10 protein-coding genes are annotated in these 11,963 nt (G+C 66.9%); 6 read left to right on the top strand and 4 right to left on the bottom strand.

Features of this window, described 5'->3' with window-relative positions; all coding sequences use genetic code 11:
• Positions 1-2: 2 nt before the first annotated feature.
• Positions 3-1,634 carry an HD family phosphohydrolase gene (locus ASE39_RS16180; protein ID WP_029413816.1) on the top strand — a complete coding sequence of 544 codons (1,632 nt, stop codon included), beginning with the start codon at positions 3-5 and terminating at the stop codon, positions 1,632-1,634.
• Between the two features lie 73 nt (positions 1,635-1,707).
• Here ASE39_RS16180 and ASE39_RS16175 read toward each other — a convergent pair whose 3' ends face one another.
• Complete coding sequence (locus ASE39_RS16175; RefSeq protein ID WP_057271803.1) at positions 1,708-2,436, bottom strand: Crp/Fnr family transcriptional regulator; 729 nt, start codon at positions 2,434-2,436, stop codon at positions 1,708-1,710.
• A 219-nt stretch (positions 2,437-2,655) separates the two neighbouring features.
• Here ASE39_RS16175 and ASE39_RS16170 point away from each other — a divergent pair, with 219 nt between their 5' ends.
• From ASE39_RS16170 to ASE39_RS16155, 4 genes are read left to right on the top strand one after another with little or no spacing between them, the layout of a single operon-like run.
• The gene (locus ASE39_RS16170) at positions 2,656-3,207 is read left to right on the top strand and encodes an ester cyclase (RefSeq protein ID WP_057271802.1); all 552 of its coding nucleotides are present in this window, start codon (positions 2,656-2,658) and stop codon (positions 3,205-3,207) included.
• On the top strand, positions 3,204-3,995 hold the full coding sequence (locus ASE39_RS16165) for an SDR family NAD(P)-dependent oxidoreductase (protein WP_057271801.1): 792 nt from the start codon (positions 3,204-3,206) through the stop codon (positions 3,993-3,995). Before ASE39_RS16170 ends, ASE39_RS16165 begins: the two co-directional genes overlap by 4 nt.
• Before the next feature lie 26 nt (positions 3,996-4,021).
• A complete protein-coding gene (locus ASE39_RS16160; RefSeq protein WP_057271800.1) occupies positions 4,022-5,095 on the top strand; it encodes a hypothetical protein in 1,074 nt (357 codons plus the stop codon).
• Between the two features lie 54 nt (positions 5,096-5,149).
• Positions 5,150-6,472, top strand: coding sequence for an MFS transporter (locus ASE39_RS16155; protein ID WP_057271799.1), 1,323 nt, complete (start codon positions 5,150-5,152; stop codon positions 6,470-6,472).
• A 69-nt stretch (positions 6,473-6,541) separates the two neighbouring features.
• Here the strand turns inward: ASE39_RS16155 and ASE39_RS16150 are convergent, their stop codons facing one another.
• Entirely contained in the window at positions 6,542-7,417 is an 876-nt protein-coding gene (locus tag ASE39_RS16150) for a LysR family transcriptional regulator (RefSeq protein ID WP_057271798.1), read from the bottom strand.
• Between the two features lie 98 nt (positions 7,418-7,515).
• Here ASE39_RS16150 and bla point away from each other — a divergent pair, with 98 nt between their 5' ends.
• The gene (gene bla / locus ASE39_RS16145; RefSeq protein WP_057271797.1) at positions 7,516-8,430 is read left to right on the top strand and encodes a class A beta-lactamase; all 915 of its coding nucleotides are present in this window, start codon (positions 7,516-7,518) and stop codon (positions 8,428-8,430) included.
• Here the strand turns inward: bla and argA are convergent.
• Together argA and ASE39_RS16135 are read right to left on the bottom strand one after the other, a co-directional pair.
• Positions 8,417-9,763 carry an amino-acid N-acetyltransferase gene (argA, locus tag ASE39_RS16140; RefSeq protein ID WP_010461531.1) on the bottom strand — a complete coding sequence of 449 codons (1,347 nt, stop codon included), beginning with the start codon at positions 9,761-9,763 and terminating at the stop codon, positions 8,417-8,419. The two genes, bla and argA, sit on opposite strands and share 14 nt — an antisense overlap.
• Before the next feature lie 84 nt (positions 9,764-9,847).
• Positions 9,848-11,962 carry an AAA family ATPase gene (locus ASE39_RS16135; protein WP_057271796.1) on the bottom strand — a complete coding sequence of 705 codons (2,115 nt, stop codon included), beginning with the start codon at positions 11,960-11,962 and terminating at the stop codon, positions 9,848-9,850.
• Position 11,963: the final 1 nt, after the last annotated feature.

The following is an 11,963-nucleotide window of genomic DNA, read 5'->3' as shown; positions in this document are numbered from 1 at the left end:
GTATGAGCAAGGAATCCACGATCGACCTGTTTCGCCGGCTGGAGCAGCTCAACGGCATCGGCGCGGCGCTTTCGCGCGAGCGGGATATCGACCGGCTGCTGGAGAACATCCTGGAGGCAGCCAAGGCCATCACCGGCGCCGACGGTGGCACGCTCTACAGCGTGACGGAGGACCAGTCGGCCCTCAAGTTCGAGATCCTGCGCACGGACTCCCTGGGCATCCGCCTCGGGGGCACCACGGGCAAACCCATCGACCTTCCGCTGCTGCCCCTGCGTACAGCCGATGGTGCGCCCAACGACTCTCTGGTGGCCGCGCATGCCGCCATTCACGACCGCACCGTGAACATCGCAGATGCCTACAGCGCGGCGGGGTTTGACTTCTCGGGGACCCGTGCGTTTGACCTGCGCACCGGCTACCACTCGCAATCCTTCCTCACGGTGCCGATGAAGAACCATGACCGGGAGCTGATCGGCGTGTTGCAACTCATCAACCCGCGCGATCCGCAGACGGGGGAGGTCATCACCTTTTCACAGGCCGACCAGAGCCTGGCCGAATCGCTGGCCTCGCAGGCCGCCATTGCGCTGACCAACCGCCTGCTCATCACCCAGCTCGAACGGTTGTTCGAGTCGTTTGTGAACCTCATCAACCTGGCCATTGACGAAAAATCGCCGTACACCGGCGGCCATTGCCAGCGTGTGCCAGCTCTCACCATGATGCTGGCCGAGGCCGTGGATCGCACGGCGCAAGGCCCGCTGGCAGCCTTCAAGATGACCGAACGGGACCGCTACGAACTCAAGATGGCGGGCCTGCTGCACGACTGCGGCAAGATCACCACGCCCGTGCACGTGGTGGACAAGGCGACCAAGCTGCAGACGATTTACGACCGCATCGGCCTGGTGGACACGCGCTTTGAAGTGCTCAAGCGCGACGCCGAGCTGGCCGCGCTGCGCCGCCAGCTGGCGCTGCGCCCCGTGGTGGATGCGCGGGCCGAAGGCCAGGAACTGCAGGGCCTGCAGCAGGAGATCCACACGCTGGAAGAGGAGCGCAAATTTCTGCGCCACTGCAACACCGGCAGCGAAGCCATGCGGCCCGAAGACCAGCAGCGCGTGCGCGACATTGCCGCCATCCGCCACTGGCGCAACCCGCAGGGCGTGCAGACCAGCTTTTTGACGGCCGAAGAGGTCGAGAACCTCACCATCCGCGCGGGTACCTTGAACCAGGCGGAGCGCGACACCATCAATTACCACATCGTCGCCACCATCAAGATGCTGGAGACGCTGCCCTGGCCCCGGCACCTGAAGAACGTGCCCGAGTACGCGGGCGGTCATCATGAGCGCATGGACGGCAAGGGCTACCCGCGTGGCCTCACGCGCGAGCAGATGTCGCTGCAGGCCCGCATGATGGGCATTGCCGATATCTTCGAGGCGCTGACGGCGGCAGACCGGCCCTATAAAAGTGGCATGACCCTGTCAGAGGCGCTGGCCATCATGCGCAGGATGCGGGACAACGGACACATCGACCCAGACCTGTTCGAGGTGTTCGTGCGCGAGGGGGTGTATCTGCGGTATGGACAGGAGTTTCTGGATGCGGGGCAGGTGGACGGGGTGGATATTGCAGCGCTGGGGTTTGTTTAGCAGGGCTGGTAGCTATTGTTTTAATAGCTGCCAGCGCATGCTGAATGGGCGCTGGCGGCCCATATGGATCAAATCACTCCCCATCCCGCACGCACCCCTCCAGCTTTCCCCGATCCATCACCTCCACCACCCGATACCCCACCCGCAAGATCCCCTCGTCTTCCCACAGCTTCAACTGCCGGTTCACGCTCTGCCGTGACACCCCCAGCATGAAGGCCAGGTCTTCCTGCGACACCGCCAGCGTGGTCGCCCCGTCCGAAGCCTCGGGCCGCGCGTCCAGCGTCAGCAGCCGGTGCGCCAGCCGTACGGGCAGCGGCTGCAGGATGGCGTCATCGATCCACGCCAACGCCTGGCGCAGCCGCATGCACACCAGCCTGGTAAACGCCATGTGCACCGGAGGCTGCGTGTTCACCAGGTGGTGGAAGTCGTCGGCATAGACCACGGCGATCTCGGCCGCATCGACCGCACAGGTGTCGTACACGCGCTCGCGGCCTACGAACAGCGACACCTCGCCGAACCAGTGGCCGGGCTCCAGCACGGCGATCACGGCCTCGCGCCCGCCGGGGGCCACCACGCTCACGCGCAGCGAGCCGCTGACCACGCCGAACAGCGCATCGGGCGCCGAGCCCTTGAGGAACAGCGAATCGCCGCGCTGCAGCTGCTTGTGGTGCGCCACCTGCAGCAGTTGCAGCTGCACATCGTCCGGCAGGCGCAATCTGTTGGCCGCGTCGGGGGCAGTGAGCGCGTGGGGCGCGTCGGGGGACAAGGTGGGAGAGCGGGGCGGGGGCGTGCGCAGGGGCATGGGGCGGATGGCGGGCTTGTGCGTGTTGGCGAGCTGAGACGAGCGATCAAGGTGGGTGGCACGGTGTACCGCATGCGGGGGCGGGGCGGAAGGCCTGTGCGGGTTTGTCCGGGGCCGCAATTGCCAACAACAGACAGTCTGCGAAGGGAGGGCTGCGGATAGTCGATGGCTGTACTGCGATGCAACGCGCAGATCACCACCTAGACCAAGGAACCCACGATGACGACTGCCACCACCTCCCCGGTCCCACAGACCGCCCTGCAGGCCCTGCGCGAAAAGACCGTGCTGGACCATTTTGCCGACGAGACCCGCCAGGACTTCGACGCGGTGCTGGACACCTTTCCGCACCCGCACTACGAACTGATTCCGACCGGCGAGGTGCACGACGGCAACGAGGCGGTGCGTGCCTACTACCTGGCCTCGCGCAAGGCCTTCCCGGACCAGCGGCACGAGATCATCCAGCTGCGCCACACCGACGACGCAGTGATCGTGGAGTTCTGGCTGCTGGGCACCCACCGGGGCCCGCTGGGCAACCTGCCGCCCACGGGCAACAGCTTCCGCTGCCGCATGATTGCGCTCTTCATCTTCGAGGGCGAGCGCCTGGTCTGCGAGCGCGTGTACTTCGACTCGATGACCATGCTGCGCCAGTTGCTGGCCGGCGTGCCGCCCGCGCAGCTGCCGGCCATTGTGGGCTCGCTCCTGGCGGCGGGGCCCACCAGCGCGCCCGCAGCTTCAGGGCGCCAACCAGAAACCACTGCGGCTGCCGCATGACGGCGGGCTCGGCGCTCTCGGGTCACCACGCGGTCATCACCGGCGGCGCACAGGGCATCGGCCTGGCCATTGCCCGGCGCTTTCTGGCCGATGGCGCCAGTGTGTCCCTGTGGGACCGCGACACAGAGGCGCTCCAGGTCGCCAGGGCCCCGCTGGATGCCAGCGCCCGCATCCACACGGCCCGGGTGGATGTGGCCCATGAGGCCGATGTCGAATCGGCCGCCCAGGTCAGCGAGGCGGCGCTCGGGCCTATCACCGTGCTGGTGAACAACGCCGGCGTGCTGGGCCCGCTGGCGCCGTTGTGGGAACACACCCCGGCGCAGTGGCGCCAGGTGATGGAGGTGAACCTCACGGGCGCCTTTCTGTGCTGCCGGGCCGTGGTGCCACGCATGCTGCGGGACCTGGCTGGCACCCAGCCGCCCGGCCTGGGGCGGCGCATTGTCAACATCGCCTCAGTGGCGGGCAAGGAAGGCAACGGCCTGAACGCGGCCTACTCCGCGTCCAAGGCCGGGCTCATCGCACTCACCAAGTCGCTGGGCAAGGAGCTGGCGGCGCCGGGCATTCTGGTCAATGCCATCACCCCCTCGGCGGCCGACACGGCAGTGTTCGATGCCGTACCGGCGGAGCACCAGGCCGCGCTGCGCCAGAACCTGCTTGCGCGCGTGCCCATGGGCCGCTTCGTGTTGCCCGATGAAGTGGCTGCGATGGCGGCCTGGCTGGCCTCGGCCGCCTGCTCGTTCAGCACCGGCGCGGTATTCGACATCTCGGGCGGGCGCTCGCTCTACTGACCTGCCTACTTCTCCAGGAGAACTCCATGAAAAGAGAAAACGCCCCTTCCGCCCTGGTGGCGGTCACGGACTTCGACGGCGCCCGCAGCGCGCCGTCGCCGCAGGACCGCCTGCGCGCGCTGCGCCGCAGCGGCGCGCAGTTCCGCGAGCGGTTCCTCGACGAGCCGGCCGTGCGCTACGCCCGCAGCTTCGACCTGCTGCGCATTCCCTATCCGGCTTGGTATGCGTTCAGCGGTGTGTATTCGCAGCAGCTGCTCAAGCCGCACATGGTGCATCTGCTGGCGCGCACCGTGCTCATCCAGTTCGAGGACTTCGAGGGCCAGCTGCGCCAGCTGCTGTTCACGCCGGCAGACCACGAGACGGGGCGCGATACGCCGTACTTCCGCCGCCTGAGCGAGCAGACGCCGGCCTTCTTGCACAGCACCATCGCGCCCATCTATGGCACCGTGCTGGATGCCCTGGCCAGCGTGGGCGTGGCGCCTGAGCACATCGACTACATCACCTACGACCACCTGCACACGCAGAACCTGCGGCGCTGGCTGGGCACGGACGGCGGGCCTGGCCTGCTGCCCAACGCGCGCCTGCTGGTGCACCGGCAGGAGCTGGCGAGCGTGGCGGGCCTCTTGCCCACCCAGGCCGACTGGTACTGCCCCGACGGCCTGCGCGGCGTGGCCGGTGACCGCATCGTGCCGTTCGACGGCAGCGTGCAGCTGGGCCGGGGCGTGGCGCTGGTGCACACACCCGGGCACACCGAGGGCAACCATTCGCTGGTCTACCGGGTGCCGGACGGCCTGCGTGTGAGCAGCGAAAACGGCGTCTCGGCCGACAGCTGGGCGCCCGAGGTCTCGCGCCACAACGCCATCCGCCGCTTTGCCAAGGCGACCGGGGCCGAGGTGATCCTGAACGGCAACACGCAGGAAAACAGCAACGACCAGTACCTCTCGATGGTGCTGGAGAAGACCATCGCGGGCACCTCGGCGTCGCACGGCTTCAGCAACGTGGTGCCGTCGAGCGAATGTTCGCCGCACTGGCTGTTCCCGGGCGCGCCCACGGGCCACCTCTGGGGCGCCACCGAGTCGGGACAGCTGCAGCGCGTGTGACGCCTGCGCACTGCCGGTGCACCACGCGACAAGAACAAACCCAGGAGACAACCCATGAACACGGCCACCTATGGCGCGGCTGCGGCGGCATCCGCTGCCACCGAGAACACCAGCACCCACGCGCTCTACCGCAAGATCAGCTGGCGGCTCATACCGCTGCTGTTCGTCTGCTACATCTTCAACTACCTGGACCGCACCAATATCGGCTACGCGCAGCTGCAGATGAAGGCCGACCTGGGCTTCGGCGATGCGGTCTTCGGCCTGGGGGCCGGGGTGTTCTTCATCGGCTACGCGCTGTTCGAGATCCCCAGCAATGTGATGCTGGCGCGTGTGGGCATGCGGGCCACGCTGCTGCGCATCATGGCGCTGTGGGGTCTGGCATCGGCGGCCACCTTGTTCGTCACCACGCCCACGCAGTTCTATGTGCTGCGGTTTCTGGTGGGGGTTTTCGAGGCAGGCTTTGCACCCGGCGTGCTGTTCTACCTCACGCTGTGGTTCCCGGCGCAGCAGCGTGCGCGGGCCACGGCGCTGTTCTTCATGGCCTACGGAGCGGCACCCATCGTCGCGGGCCCGCTGGCGGGGCTGACCATGACGTACCTGGACGGCGCGCTGTCCCTGCGCGGCTGGCAGTGGCTCTTCGTGGTGGAGGGTTTGCCGTGTGTGTTGCTGGGCGTGCTGGCCTATCGCTGGCTCGACAACCGCCCCGAGGAGGCGGGCTGGCTCACATCGCAAGAAAAAGCCCAGGTGCGGCGCGATCTGGCGCAGGAGCAAGCCATCGGTGGCGGCGCGCCGCAGTCCTTTGGCAGCGCATTGCGCAACCCGCAGGTGTGGCTGTTGGGGTTCATCTCGTTCCTGGTGATCCTGGGCATCTACGCCATGTCGTTCTGGCAGCCCACCTTGCTGCAGTCCATGGGGCTGTCGGTGCTGCAGATCGGGTTCTACTCGGTGGTTCCGGCGGCGCTGGGCATCGCTGCCACGCTGGTGGTGGCGCGGCATTCGGACCGCACCCAAGAGCGGCGCTGGCACTTTGCCGTGGGCGCGGTGCTCGGGGCCGTGGGGCTGTCGCTGACGACCCTGTTCATGCACAGCCCCTGGGCGGCCGTGGCCTGCCTGTCGCTGTCGGCCATGGGGGTGTCCAGCGCCTTCGCGGTGCTGTGGGCCGTGCCCGCCAGCCTGCTGGCCAAGGACGCTGCGGCGATGGGCATTGCGCTCATCACCACGCTGGGCGGCACGGCAGGTGTGGTGGCGCCGGTGATGGTGGGGGCCATCAAGTCGGCCACGGGCGGCTTCAGCCTGAGCCTTTACATCCTGAGTGGCGCACTGGTGCTGGCGGCGGCGTTGATGGTGGCGGCGGGGCCTCGGCGTCGTGTGGCCTGATGGGATATTGGTGCTATTGTTTCGATAGCTATTTGCGCTTGATGAACAAGCGCTGGAGGCCAATTCCCTTCATATTTCTTCCGCCGCCATGCGGGCCTGGGCCCTGAGCCAGTCGCTGAACGCCACCAGGGCGTCTGTGGCCGGGCGCGACTGCAACCGCGTGAGCCAGTAGGCGCCCCGGTGCAGTTCTTGGGCAAAGGGCTGCACCAGCCGGCCTTGCTGCAGTTCGCGCGTGAACATCTTCACCGGCAGCAATGCCATGCCGGCGCCTTGTGCCGCTGCTTCCGCCAGGGTGAGGGACGAGTCGAACACCGCGCCGCGCACCACGGGGCAGGGGGCGCCAGCGGCCTCGAACCACGCCGCCCATTCATCGGTGCGGTAGCTGCGCAGCAGTGGTTGCCGTGCCAGGTCGGCCGCCGTTCGCAGGCCGTGGGCCAGCGCGGGCGAACACATCACGGACATGGGCGCGTCCATGATGCGTTCGGCATGCGTGCCATGCCAGGCGCCGTCGCCAAAGCGGATCGCGCAGTCCAGCCCTTCGCCCGCCATGTCCACCCGGTTGTTGTGTGTGAGCAGGCGCAGGTCCACAAAGGGGCAGGCCTGTTGAAAGTCGCGCAGCCGGGGCAGCAGCCAGCCCACGGCAAAGGTGCCCACGGCGCCCACGGTCAACACCTCGCGCGGGCGGGTGTCGCCCAGTTTTTCCAGGGCGCGCTCCAGGCTAGAGAACGATTCCGTCACCACCGGCAGCAGCGCCTGCCCCTCGTCCGTCAGCGCCAGCCCACGCGGCAGGCGGCGGAACAGCGGCTTGCCCAGGCGTTCTTCGAGCTTGCGGATGTGCTGGCTCACGGCGGTCTGGGTCACGTGCAGCTCCTGGGCCGCCCGCGTGAGGTTCAGGTGGCGCGCCGAGGCTTCGAATGCGCGCAGGGCATTGAGAGGTAGATGCATAAGTTTTTCTGGGGGCTGGCGGCAATTATTGTCGATGGTGCCGGGGGGCAGATATCCGTATCGTTCGAGCCTTGCTTCAACTTACCCCTCAATTTCATATGCAAAGACGACAGTTTTCCTTGGGTTTGATGGCCGCCACCGCCATGCCTCTTTGGGGGTGCGCGGCTGCCAGCAATGCGGCGAACCATGACGCAACGGCCCGCCAATGGAATGACACCCTCGCCGGCATTGAACACTTCGCCCAGGGCCGCCTGGGCGTGGCCATGCTGGACACTGGTTCGGGCCTGGCGCTCGGCTGGCGCCAGGACGAGCGTTTTGCCATGGCCAGCACCTTCAAGGCGGTGCTGGCGGGCTGGATGCTGGCGCTGGTGGACCAGGGCAAGGAGCGGCTGGATGCCCGCGTGCACTACGCGGCGGCCGATGTAGTGGCGTATTCACCCGTCAGCGGCCCCCGTGCGGGCGATGGGGGCGGGTTGACGGTGGGCGAACTGTGTTCTGCCACCGTGAGCCTGAGCGACAACACCGCCGCCAACCTGCTGCTGGCCCGCCACGGCGGTCCAGCCGGGTTCACGGCCTTTGTGCGGTCACTGGGCGACGGCACCACGCGCCTGGACCGCACCGAGCCCACGCTGAACGAAGCCAAGGTGGGCGACCCGCGCGATACCACCACGCCGCTGGCCATGCTGCAGACCTTGCAGAAACTGGTGCTGGGCGATGTGCTCACCGCCCCGTCACGCGCCTGGCTGCAGCGCTGGCTGGTGGAGACAAGCACGGGCGACAAGCGCCTGCGCGCGGGTGTGCCAGGCTGGAAAGTCGGGGACAAGACGGGCACGGCGGGCGACAGTGGCACGGCCAACGACGTGGCGGTTTTGTGGCCCCCAGCTGGTGGCGCACCGGTGCTTGTGACGTGTTACCTCACGCGGTCTACGGCCAAGCCGGAACAGCGCGATGCGGCGATTGCGCAAGTGGCGCGCGCCGTGGCTGCAGCGCGCGAAACGTTCAGAGCTTTTTGACCAGCACCTGACTCTTGCGGTCCCAGTTGTACTTGCGCTTGCGGGCTTCGGGCAGCCAGTCTGGGTCCACGCTCTGAAAACCACGCTTGATGAACCAGTGCATGGTGCGGGTGGTCAGCACGAAGATGCTGTCCAGCCCGGCGGCGCGGGCGCGCTGCTCAATGCGCTTGAGCAGTTTTTCACCATCACCCGTGCCCTGGCTTTGCGGTGATACGGTGACGGCAGCCATCTCGGCCGTCTTGGCCTCGGGGTAGGGGTACAGCGCCGCGCAGCCAAAGATCACGCCGTCGTGTTCGATGATGGTGTAGGCGGCGATGTCGCGCTCGATCTCGGTGCGGTCGCGCTTGACCAGGGTGCCGTCCTTCTCGAAGGGCTCGATGAGCTGCAGGATGCCGCCCACGTCGTCGATGGTGGCCTCGCGCAGTTCTTCCAGTTTTTCGTCGATGACCATGGTGCCGATGCCGTCGTGCACATACACCTCGAGCAGCAGCGACCCGTCCACCGCAAACGGCAGGATGTGGCTGCGCTCCACGCCGGCCTTGCAGGCCTTTACGCAGTGCTGCAGGTAAAAGCCCGTGTCGGTGGGCGTCTGCGCCGTGGGCAGCGTGGCCAGCAGGGCCTGCGCGGCAGCCAGTGGAAGCTCGGTGTCGATGGGGTTGTCTTCGCTCTCGGGCTCTTCCGGTTTCATGCGGATGCCTTGCACCTCGCTCAAGAAGATCAGCTTGTCCGCGCGCATCTCAATGGCCACACTGGTGGCCACTTCTTCCATGCTCAGGTTGAAAGCCTCGCCCGTGGGCGAGAAGCCAAACGGCGACAGCAGCACCAGTGCACCCATGTCCAGCGTGCGCTGGATGCCTGCCACATCCACCTTGCGCACCAGGCCCGAGTGCTGAAAATCCACCCCGTCCATGATGCCCACGGGACGCGCGGTGAGGAAGTTGCCCGAAATCACCCGCACCGTGGCGCCCGCCATGGGCGTGTTGGGCAGGCCCTGGCTGAACGCGGCTTCGATCTCATAGCGCAGCTGGCCCGCAGCCTCCTGGGCACAGTCCAGCGCCACCGAATCCGTGATGCGGATGCCGTGCGAGTATTTCGCCGCATGGCCCTTGGCCGCCAGTTGCTCGTTCACCTGCGGGCGAAAGCCGTGCACCAGCACGATGCGCACGCCCATGGCCTGGATCAGCGCCAGATCCTGCGCAATGTTGTGCAGCTTGCCGGCCGCAATGCCTTCCCCCGTGAGTCCGATCACAAAGGTCTGGTTGCGGAACTTGTGGATGTAGGGCGCCACCGAGCGGAACCAGGGGACGAAGGTGAAGTTGAAGACAGCGGACATGGCGGAGGGTGCGGTGGGGCGGGCCTTGAAACGAAGGAAAAACCGGCAACAACAGGCGGCCCGGTATGGCCGCCAAGTCGCGCATCATAAGCATGCAGGGCTTTCGCTGTCTGGGGCATGTGCCGGCTGCCCCCCGGTTTGTTGCTGAAACGCGGCCAGCCGGGCCGCAAAGGGCTCCAGGATCAGGGCTTCGTCAGGCCCCGTGTGGGCTGCCACCGCAATGGCCACGCCACTCTGGGCCATCAGCGCCTGCATCTCGGGCTGGGCGATCATCCCGTGGTCCATCAGTGCCTCTACCAGGCGGGTGAGGGCCCCCCGGTGCTGGCCCAGCAGGGTGCTGGCACGCTGGTATTGGGACTGCAGCAGTTCCTCGATGGCGGCGTTGCTGGGTTCCACGTCGGTGTTGAGGTGGTTGTCCAGCTCCACCGTCACGTCGGTTCGGGACAGGCGCGTGCCAAAGCCATGGTGGCGGATGAACCGCGCCGCTTCGGCCGTGACCTGCTTGTAGTCCTGCTCGGCGCCGGTCGTGCAGGCCATGTCGCCAAACACCAGCTCCTCGGCCACGCGGCCCGCCAGGCCCACGCACATCATGTCCAGTGCGTTCTGCCGGGTGGTGACCTTGAGGCCCGCGAAGCTGTTGTAGCCGCCCTCGAACGAGGCGATGTTGATCTTCACCTCCTGCGGGGCCTGGCCAAACAGCAGGCAGTAGACCAGCCCGTGGCCCGCTTCATGCACCGCCAGCAAGGCGCGGAAGTCGGCATTGGCGCGCTGCTTGAGCCGGTTGAGCTCCAGAGTCACTCCAAACTGCGCCTGCTGCACATCGCCCTGGCCACCGAGACCATGCACCACCAGATGGCGCTTGTCCGCTGCCAGCGCGATGGCAAAGTCCTGCGCCAGGGGCAGCTGCTGCTCCAGCACCCACAGCGCGGCGTTGACCAGGTTGGCGCTCAGGATCGCGTGCACCGACGAGAACAGCGGCCGCGTGCCCTGCGCCGGAAACACCGCGTTGGCATACAGCGCATCCAGCACGTCCTGCCCGATGGCAAAGCGCACGCCGCACTGGGCGGCAATGTCGTCGCAGTACCGCGTGCACAGGTTGCGGATGAGCTGCTCGTAGGTGGCCTTGTTGAACGAGGGGTAGATCACATGCTCGTTGCCCAGCCGCGCAATCTGCTCTGGCTTGAAACGCTCGGAGAGTGCTTTCTTCACGTCGATGAGCGAGAGCTTGCGCGTGAGGCGGTGGAAGATGTCGGCATCGGTGTCGCAGTCTTCCACGCGCTGGGCGGTCTCGTGGTACATCTCGTCGAGGTTGCCGCAGACGAACACCAGCAGCTTGCTGTAGTCGGTCTCCCAGGACGAAAGCGATTGCTGAAACCGTGTGAACAGTGCCTGCACCTGTGTGGGCGGCCACTGCATGATCTCGGCCAGGGGCTCCGAGAGCTTGAGCATGCGCTTGAGCTCCTGCGCATCCCAGGCGTCGAGCTGGAAGCGGTAGGGTTTCTTGCCAGCGCGCTCATCTTCGTTGTCGTCGGCCCGTTCGGCTTCGTAGTGCGCGTCGGCCAGCTTGCGCTCGATGTTGGTGAGGGCACTCAGCGCGGGCGGCAGGCGCCCGTCGGACAGCAGCGTCCAGACATCCTGGTAGCGCTCCACCTTGACCTCCTCGCCCTTGGTGCTCACCGTGCGAAAGCGCTGGAACTCGTCCAGCACCAGGATGCCGGGTGCGCCTTCGTGGATGCCGGAGTCGCCCAGCATGCCGGAGATGGACGAGCTGCGGTAGCTCGCGCCGTGGCTGAAGCCGTCCATCTGCACTTCCACAAAACGGTCGTAAAAGCCCAGCAGTTGCGCCAGGCGCCGCGTGAGCTGCGTCTTGCCCGTGCCCGTGAGGCCCCACAGGCAGACGATGACCGGCCGGGTGATGAGCTGGGGCAACACGTACCAGGCGCGGATGGCATCGATCACGCGGTCGATCACGTCGTCGATGCCAAAAAGCTCGGCCTTCAGTTGCAGCGCCGCGTCGGTCAACGCCTGCTGGCGCTGGGCGAGCTCGGCTCGGCTGGCTGGAGCTCTGGCCGACTCGCCCGGTTGCGCCCGCACGGGGGCGGGCTGCGGTGTGGAAGCCAGGGGGCGCACACCGGCCGGGGCCGCGTGCGGGACGGGATGCCGCAGGTGTGGCGGCACAGGGTGGTTGAAGGGATTCATC

This window comes from Acidovorax sp. Root267 (genome assembly GCF_001429215.1).
In the GTDB taxonomy this organism is placed as follows: Bacteria; Pseudomonadota; Gammaproteobacteria; order Burkholderiales; family Burkholderiaceae_C; genus Acidovorax; species Acidovorax radicis.
The sequence above is the reverse complement of the archived record's forward strand: the minus strand, read 5'-3'. Positions and strand labels throughout refer to the sequence as shown.

What these genes read in the sequence shown, in the direction of transcription:
- ASE39_RS16180 (WP_029413816.1), top strand. Translation starts at nt 3, where the DNA reads ATGAGCAAGGAATCCACGATCGACCTGTTTCGCCGGCTGGAGCAGCTC.
- ASE39_RS16175 (WP_057271803.1), bottom strand. Translation starts at nt 2,436, where the DNA reads ATGCCCCTGCGCACGCCCCCGCCCCGCTCTCCCACCTTGTCCCCCGAC.
- ASE39_RS16170 (WP_057271802.1), top strand. Translation starts at nt 2,656, where the DNA reads ATGACGACTGCCACCACCTCCCCGGTCCCACAGACCGCCCTGCAGGCC.
- ASE39_RS16165 (WP_057271801.1), top strand. Translation starts at nt 3,204, where the DNA reads ATGACGGCGGGCTCGGCGCTCTCGGGTCACCACGCGGTCATCACCGGC.
- ASE39_RS16160 (WP_057271800.1), top strand. Translation starts at nt 4,022, where the DNA reads ATGAAAAGAGAAAACGCCCCTTCCGCCCTGGTGGCGGTCACGGACTTC.
- ASE39_RS16155 (WP_057271799.1), top strand. Translation starts at nt 5,150, where the DNA reads ATGAACACGGCCACCTATGGCGCGGCTGCGGCGGCATCCGCTGCCACC.
- ASE39_RS16150 (WP_057271798.1), bottom strand. Translation starts at nt 7,417, where the DNA reads ATGCATCTACCTCTCAATGCCCTGCGCGCATTCGAAGCCTCGGCGCGC.
- bla (WP_057271797.1), top strand. Translation starts at nt 7,516, where the DNA reads ATGCAAAGACGACAGTTTTCCTTGGGTTTGATGGCCGCCACCGCCATG.
- argA (WP_010461531.1), bottom strand. Translation starts at nt 9,763, where the DNA reads ATGTCCGCTGTCTTCAACTTCACCTTCGTCCCCTGGTTCCGCTCGGTG.
- ASE39_RS16135 (WP_057271796.1), bottom strand. Translation starts at nt 11,962, where the DNA reads ATGAATCCCTTCAACCACCCTGTGCCGCCACACCTGCGGCATCCCGTC.